We start from the raw sequence: 20,229 nt of genomic DNA on the forward strand, positions 1-20,229 counted from the left end.
CTAGTCAGGTCGGGCCTAGAGCACGTCGCTGGAACCGGACAACTTCAGCGCGTCAACGACGGCCTTGACCTTCTGGGCGTTCGCGCTCGTGGTGACCAGCAGGGCGTCGGGGGTGTCGATCACGACGATATCTTCGACTCCGATGAGCGCGATCATGCGACCGGTGTGGCTGAACACGATGCCGCTCGACGAGTCGGCGAGCACCCGGGCGCCCTCGCCGAGAATGGCGAGGTTGGATTTGCGACCGCCGGAGTGCAGCTTGGCGATCGAGGCGAAGTCACCCACGTCGTCCCATTCGAACTGGCCGGGAATCACAACGAGTTTGCCGGCCGCTGCGGCGGGTTCGGCGACCGAATAGTCGATGGCGATCTTCTTGAGGCGCGGCCAGACCTGATCGACCACGGCGCCGCGGGCCGGGGTGTCCCAGGCTTCGGCGAGTTTCATCAGCCCGGCGTAGAGCTCGGGTTCGGCCGCTTTAATCTCGGCGAGCAGACGATCGGCACGTGCGATGAAGATGCCGGCGTTCCACAGGTAGTTGCCGTCGGCGACGTACCGTTCAGCCACCTCGGGGCTCGGCTTCTCCACAAAGGAATCGACGGCGAGGGCGGTGGGGGCGCCATCGACCGCGAGCGACGCCGCGCTCTTGATGTAGCCGAAGCCGATCGCCGCCTCGGTCGGCTGGATACCGATCGTGACGATGTAGCCGGCGTCCGCTGCGGCGACAGCCTCGGTCACCGCCGACCGAAACAGGCCGTCGCCCTTGATGACCTGGTCGGCCGGGAACGATCCGATGATCACGCCGGGTTCCCGCAGCTGCAAGATGGCGGCGGCGAGGCCGATCGCGGCCGTGGAATCGCGCGGTTCGCTCTCGAGCACGACGTTCGGGTCGGCTAACTCGGGCAGCTGCACCTCGACCGCGGCACGATGGGCTCGCCCGGTGACGACCATGATGCGCTGCTCGCCCGACAGCGGCACGAGACGGTCCCAGGTGTCCCGCAGCAGGGTGTGGCCGGAGCCGGTGAGGTCGTGCAGAAACTTGGGAGCATCCGCTCGCGACAGCGGCCACAACCGGGAGCCGATGCCGCCGGCGGGAATCACGCTGTACAGGCGGGCGATGGGCTCACTGGACGTAATCATTGGCCCAGACTATCGGCCAGCCCCACTGGGACAGCCGGACACCACTGTTCATGCGCCCGTCACTCGGCGGCAATGGCCGCTGCCTACTCTGAAATTATGCGGATCGCAGTCATCAGCGAAAGTTTTCTCCCCACCATCAGTGGGGTGACCACGAGCGTTTGCAAGGTGCTCGAGCATCTGGCCGCTAACGGACACGAAGCCATGGTCATCGCCCCCTCCGGCGCCCCGACGCACTATGCCGGATTTCCGGTGCACACCGTCTCCGCCGTCCATTACCGCGAGTTTCCAGTGGGCATGCCGAGCCCGCAGGTGCAGAAGCTGCTCGCCGACTTTCGCCCCGACGTGTTACACGCTGCGTCGCCGTTCCTGCTCGGCGCCCAGGGCATCAGCGCAGCCAACCGGCTCGACGTTCCCTCGGTCGCGATCTTTCAAACGGATGTCGCCGGCTATGCCCACCGAAACCATCTCGGCCCCGCCACCGCGCTGGCCTGGCGATTCGTCAAGTGGGTGCATGAGGGCGCTACCCGCACCCTGGTTCCGTCGTCGTCATCGATGGCTGCCCTGCTGCGGCTCGGCGTGCCCCGGCTGGCCCTGTGGACCCGCGGCGTCGACCTCACCGGTTTTCACCCGAATCTGAAGAACGACCCGGCGGTCTGGACCCTCCGGGAACGGATTTCGCCGTCGCCCTCCGACGGCGCAGCGCGCGACGTCATCGTCGGGTATGTCGGCCGCATGGCACCGGAGAAGCAGGTGGAACGGCTGCGCGCGCTGCGCGGCGTGCCGGGCATCCGTTTGGCGCTGGTCGGTGACGGGCCGAGCTTGCCTTCTATACGGCGCGCGCTCGCGGGCATGCCGGTCACCTGGCTGGGCCGGCTCTCGGGCACCGAACTCGCCGTCGCCTACGCGAGTTTCGACGTGTTCGTGCACGCCGGCACCGAAGAAACGTTTGGGCAGACCATTCAGGAGGCGCACGCCGCGGGGCTCCCCGTGGTGGCTCCCCACGCGGGCGGGCCGATCGACCTCGTGGCGCACGGCGAGAACGGCTACCTGTTTCGGCCGGACGACGATCGTGACCTGCGGCACTGGGTGGCCCAGCTCGTGCAGGACCCGATGCTGCGGGCGCGGATGGGTGAAGCCGGGCGTCGGGCGGTGCTCGGGCGCTCCTGGCCGACGGTTTGCGCCGAGCTGGTCGACTACTACGAGCAGGCCATCGACGAGCGTCTCGCGGTGCGCGCCAACACGCACGTACCGCCCTCGATGCAACGTTAGGCGACCCTAACCGGCACGAGTGGGCGGAGCACTTGTAGAATACTGAGATGTGCTTATAGCGCATTCTCGGTCTCACTAAAGAGCCATAATTCAGCCAGGGAGGGTTGTTCATGCCACAGACGGCAGGAACCCTAGATTCTCAGCAGAAGACGACGTCACGTCGCCCCGCCGGCACCCTCTATCGGGGTAACACGGGCATGTGGTCGTGGGTGTTGCACCGCATCACCGGCGTCGCGATTTTCTTCTTTCTGCTCGTTCACATTCTCGACACGGCCCTTGTTCGCCTCAGCCCCGAGGCCTACAACGCGGTCATCTCGCAGTACCAGACGCCGATCATGGGGCTCGGTGAGGTCGCACTCGTCGGCGCCATCGTGTTCCACGCTTTCAACGGACTGCGCATCATCCTGATCGACTTCTGGAATGCCAAGTACCAGCGCGTGCTGTTCTACGTGGTCATCGGCCTCTGGGTCGTCACGATGCTGGGCTTCGTGCCGCGTCACCTCATCAACGTGTTCAGCGAATAAGGGGGAACAGACATGACTTCAACAATCGAAGCTCCTCGCAGCCCGTACACTCGCTCGGCGAAAAAGCGCGGTCTCAATTGGGAAAAATGGGGCTGGATCTACATGCGCGTCTCCGGCGTCGTGCTGATCGTGCTGATTTTCGGCCACCTGTTCGTTAACCTCATGCTCGGTGAGGGTGTCAGCGCCCTGAACTTCGCCTTCGTCGCCGGCAAGCTCGCGAGCCCGTTCTGGCAGACCTGGGACGTACTCATGCTCTGGCTCGCGCTCATCCACGGCGGCAACGGCATGCGCACCCTGGTCAACGACTACGCCACCTCGCGGATCAGCCGCGGCATCCTGAAGGTCGCGATTTTGCTCAGCGTCGTCTCGCTGATCGTTCTCGGAACCCTCGTGGTCTACACGTTCGATGCCTGCCCGGCCGGTTCGCCCGCCGACCTTCTCCCCGCTGTCTGCTCGACCCTATAGGAGCGCCGCAAACTCATCATGACGACACCTGCACCCACCTCCACCCTCGTGGACGGCGTTCACTACCACCAGTTCGACATCGTGATCGTGGGAGCGGGTGGTGCCGGCATGCGTGCCGCCATCGAAGCCGGCCCCCACGCCAGCACGGCGGTCATCTCCAAGCTCTACCCGACGCGTTCGCACACCGGTGCGGCGCAGGGCGGGATGGCTGCGGCCCTCGCCAACGTCGAGGAAGACAACTGGGAATGGCACACCTTTGACACGATCAAGGGTGGCGACTACCTGGTCGACCAGGACGCCGCCGAGATCCTGGCCAAGGAAGCCATCGACGCGGTCATCGACCTCGAGAACATGGGCCTGCCGTTCAACCGCACGCCAGAGGGCAAGATCGACCAGCGTCGCTTCGGCGGCCACACCCGCGATCACGGTAAGAGCCCGGTGCGACGCGCCTGCTACGCCGCCGACCGCACCGGCCACATGATTTTGCAGACGCTGTACCAGAACTGCGTCAAGCGCGGCATCAACTTCTTCAACGAGTACTACGTGCTCGACCTCGTTATGACCAACGTCGACGGCGTCGACCAGCCCTCAGCCGTGGTCGCGCTCGACCTGTCGAGCGGCGAACTGCACGTGTTCCAGGGCAAGGCGTTCATCTTCGCCACCGGTGGTTTCGGCAAGATCTACAAGACCACCTCGAACGCCCACACCCTCACCGGTGACGGCGTCGGCATCGTCTGGCGCAAGGGCCTGCCGCTTGAGGACATGGAGTTCTTTCAGTTCCACCCGACCGGTCTGGCCGGGCTGGGCATCCTTTTGACCGAGGGTGCGCGCGGCGAGGGAGCAATTCTGCGTAACGCGAGCGGTGAGCGCTTCATGGAACGCTACGCACCGACCATCAAGGACCTCGCCCCGCGTGACATCGTCTCCCGCTGCATGCTCAAGGAGGTCGCGGAGGGTCGCGGCGCCGGCCCGGACAAGGACTACCTGTACCTGGACTGCACCCACCTCGGCAAGGAACTGCTCGAGACCAAGCTGCCCGACATCACCGAGTTCGCCCGCACCTACCTCGGCGTCGACCCGGTCACCGAGCCCGTGCCGGTCATGCCGACCGCGCATTACGCGATGGGTGGCATCCCGACCAACGTGAAGGCCGAAGTCTGGCGCAACAACGAGCAGGTCGTTCCCGGCCTGTACGCCGCCGGCGAATGCGCCTGCGTCTCGGTGCACGGCTCCAACCGCCTCGGCACCAACTCGCTGCTCGACATCAACGTGTTCGGCAAGCGTGCCGGCAACAACGCGGTCGAGTACGTCAAGACGGCCTCGTTCACCCCCCTGCCGGACGACCCGGCCAAGGAGGTGCGCGAACTGCTGGAAGGCATCCGCTCGTCGACGGGTACCGAACGTATCTCGGTGCTGCGCAAGATTCTGCAGGAGGAGATGGACAAGAAGGCTCAGGTGTTCCGCACCGACGAGTCCCTCGCTTCCGTCACCGAGACCATCCACCTGCTGCGCGAGCGTTACAAGAACATCGCCGTGCAGGACAAGGGTCGTCGTTTCAACACCGACCTTCTCGAGGCCGTTGAACTGGGCTTCCTGCTCGACCTCGCCGAGGTTGTCGTCTACTCCGCCCGCAACCGCAAGGAAAGCCGCGGCGGACACCAGCGCGAGGACTACCTCGTTCGTGACGACGAGAACTATCTCAAGCACACGATGGCCTACCTCACGGGTGACGCGATGAGCGCGGACGCCGCCGACCACATCAAGCTCGACTGGAAACCGGTTGTCATCACCCGCTACCAGCCGATGGAGAGGAAGTACTGAGTTGAGTACCGCCACGATTGCCAACCAGCCCGTTGTGCCCGAAGAGATCCAGTCCTTCACGGTCACGCTCATCATTCGTCGGTTCAACCCGGAGGTCGATGACGAGCCGCACTGGGAGGACTTCGATGTGCAGCTGTACCCGACCGACCGCGTGCTCGACGCACTACACAAGATCAAGTGGGAGCAGGACGGCTCGTTGACCTTCCGGCGTTCCTGCGCGCACGGCATCTGCGGCTCGGATGCCATGCGCATCAACGGCCGCAACCGTCTGGCCTGCAAGACCCTCATGAAAGACCTCGACGTCACGAAGCCCATCTACGTGGAGGCCATCAAGGGCTTGCCGCTGGAGAAAGACCTCATCGTGGACATGGAGCCGTTCTTTGACTCTTTCAAAGCGGTACAGCCCTTTCTCGTTGCCAAGAGCACGCCGGTCGACGGCAAGGAACGCCAACAGAGCGTTGCCCAGCGCGCCCGCTTCGACGACACGACGAAATGTATCCTCTGCGCGGCCTGCACGTCGAGCTGCCCGGTGTTCTGGACCGACGGCCAGTACTTCGGTCCGGCCGCGATCGTCAACGCGCACCGTTTCATATTCGACTCTCGCGACGAGAATGCGGCCGTGCGCCTCGACATCCTCAACGATAAAGAGGGCGTGTGGCGTTGCCGCACGACCTTCAACTGCACGGATGCCTGCCCCCGCGGCATTCAGGTGACCCAGGCCATCGCCGAGGTCAAGCAGGCCATCATGCGAGGCAAGGCGTAACCGCGCGTTTTCCTGAAATAAACGCCCCCGTCATTGTGATGGGGGCGTTTTTTCGTGCGTCTGAGGGAGCGAAAGCCGGGTCACCGGTTAAGCTTTCACAGTGAAAGAGCTTGTGGAGCGGATTCTCGCCTGGCGACCCGTGCGGGTGGTGACGCACTTCAACAGCGTGGGCGGCAGCATCCTCGCCGGGGGCATGTCGTACCAGGCGATCTTCGCCATCTTCGCGGCCGTCTGGGTGGGGTTCAGTATCGCCGGCCTGCTCCTCACCGCGAACCAGGGGCTGCTGAACGCCCTCTACGCGATCATCAACCAGTCCATTCCGGGTCTGATCGGTACCGACGGCATCATCGACCCTGAGCTGCTCGCGACCGCGGGCGTCCTCACCTGGACCGGTGCCATTGCCTTGGCCGGACTGCTGCTGACCGCGCTCGGCTGGCTTTCAACCACCGCCCAGGCGGTGCGCACCGTCTTCGGCATGCCGCCTCAGACCACGTTCTTCATCTGGGTCAAGCTGCGTGAGCTCGGCCTCGGGCTGCTGTTCGGGCTGGCTCTGGTTGTGTCGGCCCTGGTCTCCCTCGCGAGCACCGCACTGCTCGGTGCCCTGTTCGGTCTCTTTCAGATTGCCCAGGACTCGTTCTTCTACGAGGCATCGGCCCGCAGCATCGGCCTCGCGGTGGTGCTCCTCATTGACACGATCACCCTCGCCGGCCTGTTCCGCGTGCTGTCGCGGGTCCGCATCCCGGTGCGGCGTCTGTTCGCCGGGGCGCTGCTCGGTGGTGTCGCCCTCGGCGTGCTGAAGATTCTCGGCGGCGCGCTGCTCGGCGGCGCCAGCCGCAACCCGCTGCTCGCGACCTTCGCCGTCATCATCGGCCTGCTTATCTGGTTCAACCTCGTCAGTACCGTTACCCTGATCGCCGCCTCCTGGATCGCCGTCGGCATGAACGATGCGGGCATCCCGCCACAATCGCTCAGTGCCGACGAAGCGGCCGAGAACCAAGCCAAGCGGATGCACGACGCCCTGCGGCTGACCGCACAGGCCGAGCTCACGGCCGCGCGGGCCGACCTCGACGCGTCGCCCTGGTATGCCCGGTGGGCTGCCAGGCGGCGGCTGCGAACTGCCGAGGCGCGGGTGGCCGAGTATGCCACGGCGGATGATGCTCACGCGCGCTAACTAGACTTGTCCCATGTCTTCTGCCAAACCCCTTCGCATTGCCAGCATCAACACGAACGGGGTACGAGCCGCGTACCGCAAGGGGATGGGTGACTGGCTGGATGCTCGCGACGTCGATATCCTCGCCATTCAGGAGGTGCGCGCCTCCACCGAGGATCTCGAGGGACTCCTCGGACCGGACTGGAACATTCTGCACGACGCCGCCACCGCCAAGGGGCGGGCCGGAGTGGCCCTCGCGAGCCGTTCAACGGCATCCATTCATCGTGTGGCTCTCGGCAGCGAAGATTTCGACAGCGCCGGTCGTTGGCTCGAGGCCGACTATGAGGTCGACGGCAAGATCATCACCGTTGTGAGTACCTATGTGCACTCCGGCGAGACGGACACCCCCAAGCAGGTGGAGAAGTATAAGTTTCTCGATGCCATGATCGCGCGGCTGCCCGAGCTGACCGAGCACAGCCCGCTCGCGCTCGTGCTCGGCGACCTGAACGTGGGGCACCGCACGCTCGACATCAAGAACTGGCGCGGCAACAAGAAGCACGCGGGCTTTCTGCCGGAGGAACGGGAGTATTTCGACCGTATCCTCGGGGCGGAAGGTGACGAGCGTTACAACAAGGGTGCCGGACTCGGCTGGGTGGATGTCGGGCGTCAGTGGGCCGGCGAGGTGGAGGGACCGTACACGTGGTGGTCCCAGCGTGGGAAGGCCTTTGACACCGACACCGGGTGGCGCCTGGACTACCATCTGGCCAGCCCGCTTTTGGCGGCATCCGTTCTGAATTACGCGGTCGACCGGGCCGCTGCGTACGACCAGCGCTGGAGTGACCACTCCCCCGTCGTCGTCGACTATGACCTTTCGAAAGAAGCACACTGATGACCAAACCCCGGCTCTATTCGGGAATGCAACCCTCCGCCGAGTCCCTGCAGATCGGCAACTACATCGGCGCGCTGCTCAACTGGAAGTCACTGCAGCAGACGCACGACGCCTTCTTCTCCATCGTCGACCTGCACGCGATCACCGTGGCGCAGGAGCCGGCGAAACTGCGGGAGAACACCCGCGGCACGGCAGCGCAGTACATTGCGGCCGGAATCGACCCGTCGGCGTCGACGCTATACGTGCAGTCGCACGTGGCCGCGCACGCCCAACTGGCCTGGGTTCTCAACACCATCACCGGGTTTGGCGAGGCGAGCCGCATGACCCAGTTCAAGGACAAGACCGCCCGGCACGGCGCCGACGCCACGACGGTGGGACTGTTCGCCTACCCGACCCTCATGGCCGCCGATATTCTGCTGTATCAGACCAGCGTGGTACCGGTCGGAGAAGACCAGCGCCAGCACGTTGAGCTCACCCGCGACCTCGCGCTGCGCTTCAACTCACGGTTCGGCGACACCTTCACGATTCCCGAGGTGGCGATTGTGAAGGAGACCGCGAAGATCTACGACCTGCAGAACCCGACGTCGAAGATGAGCAAGTCGGCAGAGTCTCACGCCGGCGTCATCTGGCTGCTGGACGAACCGGGGATCACCAGGAAGAAGATCATGCGAGCCGTGACGGATGCCGATGGCGGCGTGGTCTTCGACCGTGAGAACAAGCCCGGTGTGGCGAACCTGCTCACGATCTACTCCGTTCTGGCTTCCCGCACGATCGAGTCGCTCGAAACCGAGTACGCCGGGCGCGGCTATGGCGACCTCAAGAAGGGGCTGGTCGAGGTCGTTTTGGGCACCTTCGACCCGATTCGTGAGCGCGTCGCCGAGCTGCTCGGCGACCCCGCCGAGCTGGACAGGGTGCTGGCGTCGAACGCCGCGAAAGCATCTGACGTGGCCAATGAGACCCTGGCTACCGTCTACGACCGCGTCGGCTTCCTCCCCCGCCGCTAATGACCCTGATACTTTTTGACCTTGACGACACCCTGTTTGCACATCGAGCAGCGGTCGCCGCGGGAATCCTGCTGCACCTCGACCGGGTCGGCGGCGCCTTCGCGAGTGGGGACCGGGCGGCGGCGACCGTGCTCTGGGATGCACTCGAGGAGGAGCATTACCACTCCTACCTCGCCGGCGTTCTGGACTTCGCCGGTCAGCGGCGCGCTCGGGCTCAAGACTTCGCGGCGTCGTTCGACATCATCCTGACCGACACCGAAGCCGACATCTGGTTTGATGACTACTTCGAAAGCTACCGGGCCAGTTGGCGGCTGCACGACGACGCGCTCCCCTGCCTGGACGCGCTGGCGAAGCTTCGGCCCGGAGTGCGCTTTGGTCTCATCACCAACGGCGATCCGGTTTTTCAAGGCGAAAAGATTCGGCGGGTCGGACTGACCGACCGGTTCGAGCATGTCGTCACCTCGGGTGCTCTCGGCTTCGCCAAGCCCGACCCCCGCATCTTTGAGCACGCCTGCGCCCTGTTCGGCGTTCCGGTGGAGTCGGCGGTCTACGTCGGGGATCGGCTCCGCACGGACGCTGTGGGCGCTGCCGCTGCGGGCCTGACCGGGGTCTGGCTGGACCGCACCGGCGCATCCGCTGCCCCGGTCGCGCCCGCCGACAAAATCGACGCCTCGCGCCTGGGTATTGTCCGGATTGAGACTCTGGCCGAGCTGCCCAGTGCGCTCACTGGGCAGGCAGTGGAATACCTGCCGGCATAACTCCTGCAATATGTCGCGGACCGATTTGAGATGCCCAAGATGACGGGCAATCCGTCGCGGTTACCAAGATTTTGCAGGAGTTATGCGGGACGAAGGCCTGCAGGTTACCAAGGGAAAGCGCGCGGGTTCCCACGGCGGCAAATATTTATGAGCTGCTGGAGTGCGAGGAGCACACCCTCCGGGTTGAACATAATGTCCTGATAGAGCACTCGGAGCGTCAGGTAGTCGAGCGAGGCCAACACACGATCTCGGGTTCGATCGCGAATGTGTTGTTGCCACGCCTTGTGGTGACTTTGGCTGTCCGCCTCGACGACCACACAGCCCTCGACGAGCAGATCGACCCGGCCGACCCCATCGATGTAGACCTGAATGTCACAGCGGTACCCGGCGGAGCGGAACAAATCGCGCACGACGGACTCTTGGCCGGCATCCACTCGCGCATCGATTCGGCGCCGTAGATCGCGGTACTTCTCGGGGACGGAGGCGAAAATCTCATCGAGGTCGGACGTTGCGATCTTGTGCTCGTGCAAGGCTGTGTCGAGCGCCGCCAGGGCGAAGCGTGGTTCCTGGCACTGGATGATCTGGGCGACGGCGTCGCGCGCTCCGACGCAGTATTCCGAGCCATCGGTCCCGTCGATGAGAGGCCACCAGTGCAGCTCGACGCCATCCCGCGGGGCGGCCGCGAGCGGAACCCGCCTACTTTGCGGGCTGCGGAGACGTGAGCCCTCGCGCGGAATATGCACGTGTGTGAACTGCGAATCGAAAGCAAAGAAGCCAATCTCACGTGCTGCCGAGACGCAGGCTTCGCGGCCACCAACTCGTACGGCCTCGAGTGTATGGCGGTCGGTTCCCGGAAGGGCGTAATGATCGCGGCGAACTCGGATTATCGTGTTATTGCGCACTGCCGCCGTGATGTGTTCCGGTCGCATTCCGCTGTCCAGTAGGTCCTTTCGGCTCACGATGCGGCACTCGCTAGTAGAAGACTTCAGAAATGGATTCATGTCGTCGATCGTCGTAAATCTGAAAGCGCTGTGACCGGCCGACGACGAATCTGTGGAAAGAACTTTCAGCCCTGTGCATAAGCCCCGTGCCGCATAACTCCTGCAATTTCTTATCCGCCCCAGAAACTGGCCCGGATTTGCACGGGTCCCCCAAGACGACTCAACAAATTGCAGGAGTTATGACTCCGGGGCAGGTGGGGAGGGGGGACAACACGGCCGGGGCAGGTGGGGAGGGGGAAAGCCGAAAGCCCGGCTCCGCGGTGACGGGGCCGGGCTGTGACACGGTGTGTTACCGATGTGCTGAGGAGCAGGCTGGAGGCGGTGTTAGCGCACGTCTTCGTCTACCCAGTCGAGGGTCTTCGTGACGGCCTTCTTCCAGTTGCGCAGAAGACGGGCGGCTTCTTCCGGGTCCATGGCGGGCTCCCAGCGGGCATCTTCCTGCCAGTTCGAACGCAGGTCGTCGAGGCCGCTCCAGAAACCGACCGCCAGGCCGGCGGCGTACGCTGCGCCCAGCGCGGTCGTCTCGGCGACGACGGGGCGCACGACGGGCACGCCGATGATGTCGGCCTGGAACTGCATGAGCAGGTCGTTCGCCGTGGCTCCGCCGTCGACCTTGAGTTCGGTCAGCGGCACGCCGGAGTCGGCGTTGACCGCGTCGAGCACCTCGCGGGTCTGGTACGCGATGGCCTCAAGGGCCGCACGGGCGATGTGGCCCTTGTTGACGTAGCGGGTAAGGCCTACCAGGGCCCCACGGGCGTCGGCGCGCCAGTACGGCGCGAACAGGCCGGAGAAGGCCGGCACGAAGTAGGCGCCACCGTTGTCCTTGACCGTCTTGGCCAGGTCTTCAATCTCGGAGGCATTCTTGATGAGGCCAAGCTGGTCGCGCATCCACTGCACCAGCGAACCGGTCACCGCGATCGATCCCTCGAGCGCGTAGTGCACGGGGGCATCGCCGAGCTTGTAGCCCACGGTGGTGAGCAGGCCGTTCTTGGAGTGGATGATGTCGGTGCCGGTGTTGAAAATGAGGAAGTTACCGGTGCCGTAGGTGTTCTTCGCCTCGCCCTGATCGAATGCAGCCTGGCCGAAGGTCGCGGCCTGCTGGTCGCCGAGGATGCCGGCAATCGGCACCTCGCGCAGCAGGCTGTGCCCGCTCGCAATGCCGTAGACCTCGGAAGACGACTTGATCTCGGGCAGCATCGACTTGGGAACATCGAAGATAGCCAGGATCTCGTCGTCCCATTGCAGAGATTCGAGGTCCATGAACATGGTGCGGCTGGCGTTGGTGACGTCGGTGGCGTGTACTCCGCCCTCGGTGCCACCGGTCAGGTTCCAGAGAACCCAGGAGTCGGTGGTGCCGAACAGGAGGTCGCCGGCATCCGCTTTGGCACGGGCACCCTCGACGTTTTCGAGGATCCAGACAATCTTGGTGCCGGAGAAGTAGGTGGCCAGCGGGAGGCCGACCTTGGCCTTGAAACGTTCGACGCCGCCATCAGCCGCGAGGCGGTCGACGATGGCCTGGGTGCGGGTATCCTGCCAGACGATGGCGTTGTACACGGGCACGCCGGTGTTTTTGTCCCAGACGACAGCGGTTTCACGCTGGTTGGTGATGCCGACGGCTTCAATGTCGTGACGGGTGATGTTCGCCTTCGACAACGCCTGGCCGATGGCCTCACGGGTGTTGTCCCAGATTTCCTTGGGGTCGTGCTCAACCCAGCCAGCCTGCGGCAGGATCTGTTCGTGCTCGAGCTGGCCAGTCGAAATGATCGAACCGGACTTGTCGAACACGATCGCGCGGGAGCTTGTCGTTCCCTGGTCGATGGCGAGAACATACTTGGCCATGTGTAACTCCTTTGTTGTTCCAGGTGGGTATTAAGTATAGAAACGGATGCTGCAGCCTACGTCGGCAGGCTCAGCCCAGGATGGGCATGAGCACACCGGAAGACGCGCCGGCGACGACACCGCCGATGATGGGGCCGACGACCGGAACCCAGGAGTACGACCAGTCGCTGGAACCCTTGCCCTTAATGGGAAGGAAGAAGTGCGCGATACGCGGGCCGAGGTCACGGGCCGGGTTGATGGCGTAGCCGGTCGGTCCGCCGAGCGAGGCACCGATGGCGATCACGAGCAGAGCCACCGGCAGCGCGCCGAGGGCGGCAAGGCCGCCGGGCTCGCCGTTGCGGGCGAAGCCGATGACGACGAAGACGAGCACGAAGGTTCCGATGATCTCGGTGACGAGGTTCCAGCCGTAGGAGCGGATGGCCGGCCCGGTCGAAAAGACACCGAGCTTATTGGCGGCTTCCGGCTCCTGGTCGAAGTGCTGCTTGTAGGCGAGCCAGACAACGATGGCACCGAGGATGCCGCCGATCAGCTGGGCGCCGATGTAGGCCAGCGTCGAGATGGCGTTGACCGGCACTCCCGAACCGAATTCGGTGGCGCCGCTGGCAACGAGCCCCAGGGTGACGGCCGGGTTCAGGTGGGCACCCGAGTTGTAGGCGGCAATGACACCGGCGTAGACCGCGAGGCCCCAACCAATGGTGACCATGAGAAAGCCGCCGCCGAAGCCCTTGTTTTTGGCGAGCGCGACGTTGGCGACAACACCGCAACCGAGTAAGACGAGGATGGCCGTTCCCACGACCTCTGACATAAAGACGACACCGAGATTGTCCACATTGACCTTTCAGATGGGGTAGTGCTGGCACCGATCGACGTAGTTGTCGAAACCGGTGGTCGTGCTGACGTACCTAAAAACGTATCGGCGCCCGGGCAGTCACCGGCCGGTTTTCGTTGCACGTTCGTGCAGATTATCGGCCGGTGCCGTTGCTACGAGACGAGAGCCGAGCCCGCACTGATCGGGTCGAGGTCGACACCGTGCACGTCGATCAGGATGCCGCGGGCCAGCTTGATCTCCTCAGCCCGACGCCCGGCATCCCAGCCGAGAACGGGAGCGACGACGAGTGCGAGCTCTTCGATCAGCGCGGTCGTGACGGCACCAACGAAGGCCATGCTGGTGCGACGCAGAAGCAGGTCGATCAGGCGCACGACGCTCTCGGTTTTGGCCAGGAATTCGATCTCACGCCGGGTGTAGGCGGCGTTGTGCTGGAGCGGGGCATCCGCTTCACCGGACGGGTTGGTCAGAAAGTCGATGACCTCGCTCGCTCGCGTGCCGTAGCGCGACAGCAGGGCTGCCGCTCGGGCGGAACCGACCTCATCGCCGTGCGCCGTGACCCAGACCAGGTGGGCGGCTTGGGTGGCCGGAAAGTCGCGGCCGCCGCCGATGGCGAGGCCCGCGGTTGAGACGGTGCGCGGCAGGCCGAGCAGCTTCAGGATGTCGGTGCTCAGGTTTTCGGCGAGGGCGCGGAAGGTGGTCCACTTGCCGCCGACCAGGCTGAGCAGGGTAGCGTCGGCGGCTCCGGCGCGGGGCAGCGGACGCGACTCGATGCGGTAGTCGCGGGAAACGAAACCGGGGGCTTCCTCGTCGTGGCGGGGCAGTGGGCGCACGCCGGCAAAGCGGAACACGATGTGTGACCGGTTGACCGTAACGGTTGGGAAAACGTGCGCGACCAGGTCGAAGAAGTAGTCGATTTCGTCTTCGGTGCACCGAATCGGCTTGGTCATGTCGTGCTCAAGGTCGGTGGTGCCCACCAGAACGCGGCCCTTGAGCGGGTAGATCAGCACGATACGGCCGTCTTCGTGCTCGAAGAAGATCTCCTGGCCACCGGTCGCCGCTAGTAGCTCGGGGTTGTCAAGCACAATGTGGGAGCCTTTGGTGCCGCCCATGAAGGTGCTCGGCTGGCCGAGAGCGTCGTTGGTCAGGTCGGTCCACGGCCCGCTCGTGTTGACGACGACATCCGCTTGAAAGGTGAACTCATCGCCGGTCACGGTGTTGCGAAGGACCACGCCATCTTCGGTGATGCCGGCAGCTTCAACGTAGTTGGCGGCGCGGGCGTGCGGGCCGGCGTCGAGGCCGTCGCGCAGCACGTCCAGCGCAAGCCGCTCCGGGTCGTGCATGGCGGCGTCATAGTAGGTGGCCGTGTACTTGAGCCCCGGGTTGAGCTGTGGGAGCGCTTTGAGGGCTTTCTTTCGGCCGGCGAAAACGTGCCGCGGCACGGTACCGCCGTCACGCGAGAAGGAGTCGTAGAGCACCATGCCGAGCTTGATGAGCAGCGCGCCGCGCTCCACGTGCTTGCTGCCCTGCTTGTGGGTCAGAAACCGAAGCGGCGCCGCCATTACCCCGGAAAAGGTGGAGAAGATCGGGATGGTCGTCTGCAACGGCTTGACGTAGTGCGGCGCGATCTTGAGCAGCCCGTTGCGCTCTTCGACCGATTCCTTCACCAGGCGAAACTCGCCATTTTCGAGGTACCGCACTCCACCGTGGATCATGTGCGAACTGGCCGAGGAGGCGCCGGAGACGAAGTCGTTCTTCTCGACGATGACCACGTCAACGCCCTGCAGGGCCAGATCGCGGAAGGTCGCGATGCCGTTGATGCCGGCGCCGATGATGAGCACCTTGGCGCGGGGGCGGTCGGAAATCGCGGTCGAAGTCTGTGAGTTTAAGAACGACATTGTTGTCACCTCTGTCTCGGGGCCCGGCCCGGTGATTTGCGCGGGGCAGGCCGTATGAATAGATTCATTCTGACAGTGCGACACAATTTCTCAATCTGATTGAACATACGTGCAAGGAGCCGCCGTGACCGACGCTACCGATCCAGTGCAGTCCGATCGCAGCCGCGATGCCCTCACCGCTGCGCACCTGTATTACATGCAGGACCTCACGATGGATGCCATCGCCCAGGAGCTGCATACCTCCCGTTCCTCGGTGTCCCGCCTGCTCAGCCATGCCCGTGAGACCGGTCTGGTGGACATCCAGATCAAGTCCCCGCTGGATGCCCCGAGTCACCTCGAGCAGCAGATCGAGGCACGATTCCAGATCACCGCGCACGTCGTTCCGGTTCCGGACAGCGCGAGCGACGTCGACCGGTTGGAGCGCGTTGCTCTCTCTGTTGCACGAATTCTCGGCCAATACTTCGACTCGAACATGACCATGGGCATCGCCTGGGGTTCCACCATGAACGCCATCAGTCGCCACGTCACCCCAAAACAAACTCACAACTCGCAGGTTGTGCAGCTCAACGGCGCCGGAAACATGCGCACGACCGGGCTCGGCTATGCGAGTGAGATTCTCGGCCGTTTCGGCACGGCCTTCGGCGCTCACGTACAGCAGTTTCCGGTGCCCGCGTTTTTCGACGATCCGGCGACCAAGCAGGCATTGTGGCGGGAACGCAGCATCAGCCGCCTGATCGACATGCAGGCCACCATGGACATCGCCCTGTTCGGCCTGGGGTCCCCCTTCTCCGGCGTGATCAGCCGCGTCTACGCCGGCGGCTACCTCGAACAGGCCGAATTCGATGCACTCAGCGCGGCCGGCGTGGTCGGTGATGTGGCGACCGTCTTCTACCGCGCCGACGGCTCGACCAACGGCATCACCCTGAACGAGCGCTCCACCGGGCCCAACTTCACCGTGTTGCGTCGCACGCCACGCCGTATCTGCGTCGTCGCTGGCCGCTCCAAACTCGCGAGCCTGCGCGGAGCTCTGGCCGCGCAGCTCATAACCGACCTGTTCGTCGACGAAAGCACGGCCCGCGCCCTGGTCGAGACTGCCTGATCAGATCTTGCACGGAATACGTCGAAGCGCAGGGTGTTGCACTATAACTAGAAGTACAACACGTGCTCCGGGGTCGGTGTAAATCCGAACCGGCGGTTAAAGTCCGCGACCCGTTCGTCTTCTTATGAAATTGTGAGAGACGTGCGGTTGAGCTGGTGAAACTCCAGCACCGACGGTTATAGTCCGGACGGGAGGCGCACGAGTTGGTTGGCCCCTACGGTCGACCGACGGGTTTGTGCCACGGTGCTGTATCGTGCGCAAATCCCCCTACCCCGGAGCTCGTCCGACACAGGATGAGGGCGGGATGAGCAACAACGCGGCAGTCGGCCTGGATCGACCGGTTCTGCATACCGCCATGCTCCGTGCCCTTGAACTGGCCACCCTCGGCGCCGCGACCGGTGTGAACCCACGGGTCGGCTGCGTCATTATGAACGCGCACGGCGACACCCTAGCCGAAGGCTGGCACCGCGGCGCCGGTACCCGCCATGCCGAGGTCGACGCTCTGTCGAAGCTCGACCCCGGCGCGGCTCGCGGCAGCACCGTCGTCGTCACGCTCGAACCCTGTAATCACGTCGGCCGCACCGGGCCGTGCGCGCTCGCCCTGATCGAAGCCGACGTTGCCAGCGTCGTCTACTCGGTGACCGACCCCGGCGAGCACTCCTGCGGGGGCGCGGAGCGGCTGCGCGCCGCTGGCATCAAGGTGCAGGGCGGCCTGCTCGCCGAGGAGGGTGAGTCGTTTCTTTGCGACTGGCTCGTTGCCGCTCGCCTCGGCCGCCCGTTCGTCACGCTCAAATGGGCGTCGAGCCTCGACGGGCGCGCGGCTGCTGCCGATGGATCCAGCCGCTGGATCACCGGACCGGCTGCCCGCCTCGACGTGCACCGGCGCCGCGCGGCCTGCGACACGATTCTGGTCGGCACCGGCACCGTGCTCGCCGACGACCCGGCGCTGACCGCACGCGACGCTAACGGCGGGTTGCTCGCCCGGCAGCCGGTGCCCGTTGTGGTCGGCCGACGTGAGCTGCCGGCATCCGCTGCCCTCCGAAACCACCCGCAGCAGCCACTGTTTTTCGACGGCCTCGACCTGTCGGGCCTGCTGGCCGACCTGCACGGCCGGGGCCTGCGCAGTGTGTTCATCGAGGGCGGACCGACCGTGGCGAGCGCCTTCGTCGCCGCCGGACTGGTCGACGAATACCTCATCTACCTCGCACCGACCCTGATCGGCGGGCCGCGGCTCGCCACCACCGATCTGGGCGTGTCCACCATCGGCGAGCAGCGCCGCCTCTCCATCCATTCCCTCGACCGGCTCGGCGACGATATTCGCCTCGTCGCCCGGCCCCTCACCACCTAAGGAACCCCATGTTCACCGGAATCATCGAGGAGCTCGGCCAGATCGAGCGCATCGAGACCACAGCGGATGCCGCCCGCCTCACCATCCGCGGCCCGCTCGTCGTTGAGGGCGTGGGCCATGGTGATTCCATCGCCGTGCAGGGCGTCTGCCTCACCGTGGTCGAACGCACCCCGCAAACCTTCACCGCCGACGTGATGGCGCAGACCCTGTCGATGTCGACGCTGTCTGAGGCCCGCGTCGGCGCGCCGGTCAACCTTGAACGCGCCGCCCTCGTCGGCGACCGCCTCGGCGGTCACATCGTGCAGGGCCACATCGACGGCACGAGCACGGTGCTCACCGTCACGCAAGGTGACGCCTGGCGAGTGCTGCGGTTCAGCCTGAGCACCGAACTCGCGCCCCTCGTCGTCGGCAAGGGTTCGATCGCCATCGACGGCGTCTCCCTCACCGTGAGCAACATCAGCCAGGCCACCGACGCGAAGCAGTGGTTCGAGGTGTCACTCATTCCCGAGACCCTCGCCGCCACCACCCTCGGCGAACGCCGGGCCGGCGACCGGGTCAACCTCGAAACCGACATTCTGGCCCGACACGTTGAGCGGATGCTGGCCCTCAGCGCCGCCGCGAACACCACTTCCCAGCACTTGACCCCACCACAGCACGCCGCCACAAGGAGCGCATCATGAGCCTCGCCGACATTCCCTCCGCACTCGACGCCCTGCGCCTCGGCCGACCGGTCATCGTCGCGGACGACGAAGGCCGCGAAAACGAGGGCGACGTGATCATCTCCGCCCAGCTCGCCTCCCAGGAGTGGATCGCCTGGACCGTGCGTTACTCCTCCGGGTTCATCTGCGCCCCGATGACCAACGAAATCGCCGACCAGCTCGACCTGCCGGTGATGGTGGCGAACAACGAAGACCCGCTCGGCACCAATTACACGGTGAGCGTCGACGCCGCCGACCGCCTGTCGACGGGCATCAGCGCCGCAGACCGCGCCCACACTCTGCGGGTGCTCGCGGACCCCGCGTCCGCCCCGGCGAGCCTGCACCGCCCCGGTCACATCCTGCCACTGCGCGCGCGTGACGGCGGCGTGCGCGAACGCGGCGGCCACACCGAGGCCGGCGTCGACCTGATGAAGCTGGCCGGCCTGGTTCCGGTCGCCGCGATCGCCGAAATCGTCGCCGAGGACGGCGAGATGATGCGTCTGCCCGGCCTGCTCGAACTCGGTGAGCGCGAGGGCCTGCTCGTCATTACAATCAAAGACCTGATCAGCTATCTGGACGAGTTCCATCCGAACGAAGCCCTGCCGACCATCGCCCCGCTCATCGAAGCGCCGCGGGTCGACTTTGAGGTGGAAACCACCGTGCCCACCCGCCATGGCGCCTTCCGGGTGCGCGCGTACCGCGACCGCTCGACCGGCGCCGACCACGTGGCGTTCGTCGCCGGCAACCCGGTCGACGGCGCCATCGTACGCGTGCACTCCGAATGCCTCACCGGCGAAGCCTTCGGCTCGCTCAAGTGCGAGTGCGGACCACAGCTCGACGCCTCTCTTGACATCATCCAGGAGGAGGGCGGAGTTGTCGTCTACCTGCGCGGTCAGGAAGGGCGCGGCATCGGCCTCATCAACAAGCTGCGAGCCTATGAGCTGCAGGAAGACGGCCTCGATACCCTCGACGCGAACGTGGCGCTGGGTCTACCCATCGACAGCCGCGATTACGGCGCGGCCAGCAGCATCCTGCACGATCTCGGATTGAACTCGGTGCGACTGCTCACCAACAACCCTGAGAAGGTGCGACAGCTCGAACTGCACGGCGTCGCCGTGACCGAACGCGTGCCGCTTGTCGTCGGTATCGGCCAATACAACGAGGAATACCTCGCCACCAAGCGTGACCGCATGGGCCACCACATCACAAACACCGAAATCATGAACGGAATCGCCTAATGGCTGGAACAGGACCCACAATCAGCGTTGACGCACGGGGTCTGCGTGTCGTCATCGTAGCCGGGCAGTGGCACGATGTCATCACCGACGGTCTCATCGCCGGTGCCACCCGGGTACTCGAAGCGAGCCAGGCCGAGTTCTCCCTCGTGCGTGTTCCCGGCAGCTTCGAATTGCCCGTCGCCTGCAAGGTCGCCCTCGAAAGCGGAGCCGACGCGGTCGTCGCCCTCGGCGTGATCATTCGCGGCGGCACCCCCCACTTCGAGTTCGTCTCGAATGCGGCAACGGATGGCCTCACCCGCGTCGCCCTCGACACCGGTAAGCCGGTTGGCTTCGGCGTGTTGACCCTCGACGACGAGCAGCAGGGCCTCGACCGGGCCGGACTGCCCGGATCTAAGGAAGACAAGGGCGAGGAAGCGGCATCCGCTGCGCTGGCCACCGCGCTGGTGCTGCGAGAGCTGCGCGGGCACATCGGGTAACTCGCGGTGCGTCTGAGTGCCTAGGC

General features: G+C 65.0%; 19 protein-coding genes and 1 riboswitch. Of the genes, 14 read left to right on the top strand and 5 right to left on the bottom strand.

The features are described 5' to 3' along the window. Positions 1 to 15: 15 nt before the first annotated feature. Complete coding sequence (locus QMK31_RS07605) at positions 16 to 1,137, bottom strand: mannose-1-phosphate guanylyltransferase (RefSeq protein WP_283500350.1); 1,122 nt, start codon at positions 1,135 to 1,137, stop codon at positions 16 to 18. 96 nt (positions 1,138 to 1,233) lie between these two features. Between QMK31_RS07605 and QMK31_RS07610 the strand changes: the two genes are divergently transcribed. The 9 genes from QMK31_RS07610 to QMK31_RS07650 all read left to right on the top strand — a co-directional run bounded on the left by QMK31_RS07610 (position 1,234) and on the right by QMK31_RS07650 (position 9,780). Next, on the top strand, positions 1,234 to 2,406 hold the full coding sequence (locus QMK31_RS07610; protein WP_283500351.1) for a glycosyltransferase family 4 protein: 1,173 nt from the start codon (positions 1,234 to 1,236) through the stop codon (positions 2,404 to 2,406). A 110-nt stretch (positions 2,407 to 2,516) separates the two neighbouring features. Beyond that, positions 2,517 to 2,930, top strand: coding sequence for a succinate dehydrogenase, cytochrome b556 subunit (gene sdhC / locus QMK31_RS07615; protein WP_283500352.1), 414 nt, complete (start codon positions 2,517 to 2,519; stop codon positions 2,928 to 2,930). Positions 2,931 to 2,942: 12 nt separating this feature from the next. Further along, complete coding sequence (locus QMK31_RS07620) at positions 2,943 to 3,395, top strand: succinate dehydrogenase hydrophobic membrane anchor subunit (protein ID WP_283500353.1); 453 nt, start codon at positions 2,943 to 2,945, stop codon at positions 3,393 to 3,395. Positions 3,396 to 3,413: 18 nt separating this feature from the next. Beyond that, positions 3,414 to 5,216 carry a succinate dehydrogenase flavoprotein subunit gene (gene sdhA / locus QMK31_RS07625; RefSeq protein ID WP_283500354.1) on the top strand — a complete coding sequence of 601 codons (1,803 nt, stop codon included), beginning with the start codon at positions 3,414 to 3,416 and terminating at the stop codon, positions 5,214 to 5,216. 1 nt (position 5,217) lies between these two features. Next, positions 5,218 to 5,979, top strand: coding sequence for a succinate dehydrogenase iron-sulfur subunit (locus QMK31_RS07630; protein ID WP_283500355.1), 762 nt, complete (start codon positions 5,218 to 5,220; stop codon positions 5,977 to 5,979). A gap of 100 nt (positions 5,980 to 6,079) precedes the next feature. Next, the gene (locus tag QMK31_RS07635) at positions 6,080 to 7,150 is read left to right on the top strand and encodes a YihY/virulence factor BrkB family protein (RefSeq protein WP_283500356.1); all 1,071 of its coding nucleotides are present in this window, start codon (positions 6,080 to 6,082) and stop codon (positions 7,148 to 7,150) included. 13 nt (positions 7,151 to 7,163) lie between these two features. Then, positions 7,164 to 8,018, top strand: a complete 855-nt coding sequence (locus QMK31_RS07640; RefSeq protein WP_283500357.1) for an exodeoxyribonuclease III — start codon at positions 7,164 to 7,166, stop codon at positions 8,016 to 8,018. Next, the gene (trpS, locus tag QMK31_RS07645) at positions 8,018 to 9,022 is read left to right on the top strand and encodes a tryptophan--tRNA ligase (protein WP_283500358.1); all 1,005 of its coding nucleotides are present in this window, start codon (positions 8,018 to 8,020) and stop codon (positions 9,020 to 9,022) included. The genes QMK31_RS07640 and trpS overlap by 1 nt, the downstream gene beginning before the upstream one ends. Next, complete coding sequence (locus QMK31_RS07650; protein ID WP_283500359.1) at positions 9,022 to 9,780, top strand: HAD family hydrolase; 759 nt, start codon at positions 9,022 to 9,024, stop codon at positions 9,778 to 9,780. The genes trpS and QMK31_RS07650 overlap by 1 nt, the downstream gene beginning before the upstream one ends. 104 nt (positions 9,781 to 9,884) lie before the next feature. Here QMK31_RS07650 and QMK31_RS07655 read toward each other — a convergent pair whose 3' ends face one another. The 4 genes from QMK31_RS07655 to QMK31_RS07670 all read right to left on the bottom strand — a co-directional run bounded on the left by QMK31_RS07655 (position 9,885) and on the right by QMK31_RS07670 (position 15,344). Beyond that, positions 9,885 to 10,781, bottom strand: a complete 897-nt coding sequence (locus QMK31_RS07655; protein WP_283500360.1) for an endonuclease domain-containing protein — start codon at positions 10,779 to 10,781, stop codon at positions 9,885 to 9,887. 324 nt (positions 10,782 to 11,105) lie between these two features. Next, entirely contained in the window at positions 11,106 to 12,620 is a 1,515-nt protein-coding gene (gene glpK, locus QMK31_RS07660; RefSeq protein ID WP_283500361.1) for a glycerol kinase GlpK, read from the bottom strand. A 70-nt stretch (positions 12,621 to 12,690) separates the two neighbouring features. Next, complete coding sequence (locus tag QMK31_RS07665; RefSeq protein ID WP_283500648.1) at positions 12,691 to 13,425, bottom strand: MIP/aquaporin family protein; 735 nt, start codon at positions 13,423 to 13,425, stop codon at positions 12,691 to 12,693. A gap of 176 nt (positions 13,426 to 13,601) precedes the next feature. Further along, a complete protein-coding gene (locus QMK31_RS07670; RefSeq protein ID WP_283500362.1) occupies positions 13,602 to 15,344 on the bottom strand; it encodes a glycerol-3-phosphate dehydrogenase/oxidase in 1,743 nt (580 codons plus the stop codon). Positions 15,345 to 15,468: 124 nt separating this feature from the next. Between QMK31_RS07670 and QMK31_RS07675 the strand changes: the two genes are divergently transcribed. From QMK31_RS07675 to ribH, 5 genes are all read left to right on the top strand, one after another. After that, on the top strand, positions 15,469 to 16,443 hold the full coding sequence (locus QMK31_RS07675) for a sugar-binding transcriptional regulator (RefSeq protein ID WP_349361548.1): 975 nt from the start codon (positions 15,469 to 15,471) through the stop codon (positions 16,441 to 16,443). A gap of 59 nt (positions 16,444 to 16,502) precedes the next feature. Further along, positions 16,503 to 16,646, top strand: a riboswitch (FMN riboswitch). 101 nt (positions 16,647 to 16,747) lie between these two features. Then, positions 16,748 to 17,791: a bifunctional diaminohydroxyphosphoribosylaminopyrimidine deaminase/5-amino-6-(5-phosphoribosylamino)uracil reductase RibD gene (gene ribD / locus QMK31_RS07680; protein ID WP_283500363.1), complete on the top strand. Its 1,044-nt coding sequence runs from the start codon at positions 16,748 to 16,750 to the stop codon at positions 17,789 to 17,791. An 8-nt stretch (positions 17,792 to 17,799) separates the two neighbouring features. After that, positions 17,800 to 18,471 (top strand): riboflavin synthase, encoded by a 672-nt coding sequence (locus QMK31_RS07685; RefSeq protein WP_283500364.1) that lies wholly within the window; start codon positions 17,800 to 17,802, stop codon positions 18,469 to 18,471. Next, positions 18,468 to 19,727 carry a GTP cyclohydrolase II gene (gene ribA, locus QMK31_RS07690; protein WP_283500365.1) on the top strand — a complete coding sequence of 420 codons (1,260 nt, stop codon included), beginning with the start codon at positions 18,468 to 18,470 and terminating at the stop codon, positions 19,725 to 19,727. Before QMK31_RS07685 ends, ribA begins: the two co-directional genes overlap by 4 nt. After that, positions 19,727 to 20,203, top strand: coding sequence for a 6,7-dimethyl-8-ribityllumazine synthase (gene ribH / locus QMK31_RS07695; RefSeq protein ID WP_283500366.1), 477 nt, complete (start codon positions 19,727 to 19,729; stop codon positions 20,201 to 20,203). Before ribA ends, ribH begins: the two co-directional genes overlap by 1 nt. The last annotated feature ends 26 nt before the right edge of the window (positions 20,204 to 20,229 follow it).

Source organism: Cryobacterium sp. PH31-O1, from assembly GCF_030063455.1.
In the GTDB taxonomy this organism is placed as follows: Bacteria; Actinomycetota; Actinomycetes; order Actinomycetales; family Microbacteriaceae; genus Cryobacterium.

Bases quoted from the DNA above. Each gene is read 5' to 3' on its own strand.
- QMK31_RS07605 (WP_283500350.1), bottom strand. From the start codon at position 1,137: ATGATTACGTCCAGTGAGCCCATCGCCCGCCTGTACAGCGTGATTCCC.
- QMK31_RS07610 (WP_283500351.1), top strand. From the start codon at position 1,234: ATGCGGATCGCAGTCATCAGCGAAAGTTTTCTCCCCACCATCAGTGGG.
- sdhC (WP_283500352.1), top strand. From the start codon at position 2,517: ATGCCACAGACGGCAGGAACCCTAGATTCTCAGCAGAAGACGACGTCA.
- QMK31_RS07620 (WP_283500353.1), top strand. From the start codon at position 2,943: ATGACTTCAACAATCGAAGCTCCTCGCAGCCCGTACACTCGCTCGGCG.
- sdhA (WP_283500354.1), top strand. From the start codon at position 3,414: ATGACGACACCTGCACCCACCTCCACCCTCGTGGACGGCGTTCACTAC.
- QMK31_RS07640 (WP_283500357.1), top strand. From the start codon at position 7,164: ATGTCTTCTGCCAAACCCCTTCGCATTGCCAGCATCAACACGAACGGG.
- trpS (WP_283500358.1), top strand. From the start codon at position 8,018: ATGACCAAACCCCGGCTCTATTCGGGAATGCAACCCTCCGCCGAGTCC.
- QMK31_RS07650 (WP_283500359.1), top strand. From the start codon at position 9,022: ATGACCCTGATACTTTTTGACCTTGACGACACCCTGTTTGCACATCGA.
- QMK31_RS07655 (WP_283500360.1), bottom strand. From the start codon at position 10,781: ATGAATCCATTTCTGAAGTCTTCTACTAGCGAGTGCCGCATCGTGAGC.
- glpK (WP_283500361.1), bottom strand. From the start codon at position 12,620: ATGGCCAAGTATGTTCTCGCCATCGACCAGGGAACGACAAGCTCCCGC.
- QMK31_RS07665 (WP_283500648.1), bottom strand. From the start codon at position 13,425: ATGTCAGAGGTCGTGGGAACGGCCATCCTCGTCTTACTCGGTTGCGGT.
- QMK31_RS07670 (WP_283500362.1), bottom strand. From the start codon at position 15,344: ATGTCGTTCTTAAACTCACAGACTTCGACCGCGATTTCCGACCGCCCC.
- ribD (WP_283500363.1), top strand. From the start codon at position 16,748: ATGAGCAACAACGCGGCAGTCGGCCTGGATCGACCGGTTCTGCATACC.
- QMK31_RS07685 (WP_283500364.1), top strand. From the start codon at position 17,800: ATGTTCACCGGAATCATCGAGGAGCTCGGCCAGATCGAGCGCATCGAG.
- ribA (WP_283500365.1), top strand. From the start codon at position 18,468: ATGAGCCTCGCCGACATTCCCTCCGCACTCGACGCCCTGCGCCTCGGC.
- ribH (WP_283500366.1), top strand. From the start codon at position 19,727: ATGGCTGGAACAGGACCCACAATCAGCGTTGACGCACGGGGTCTGCGT.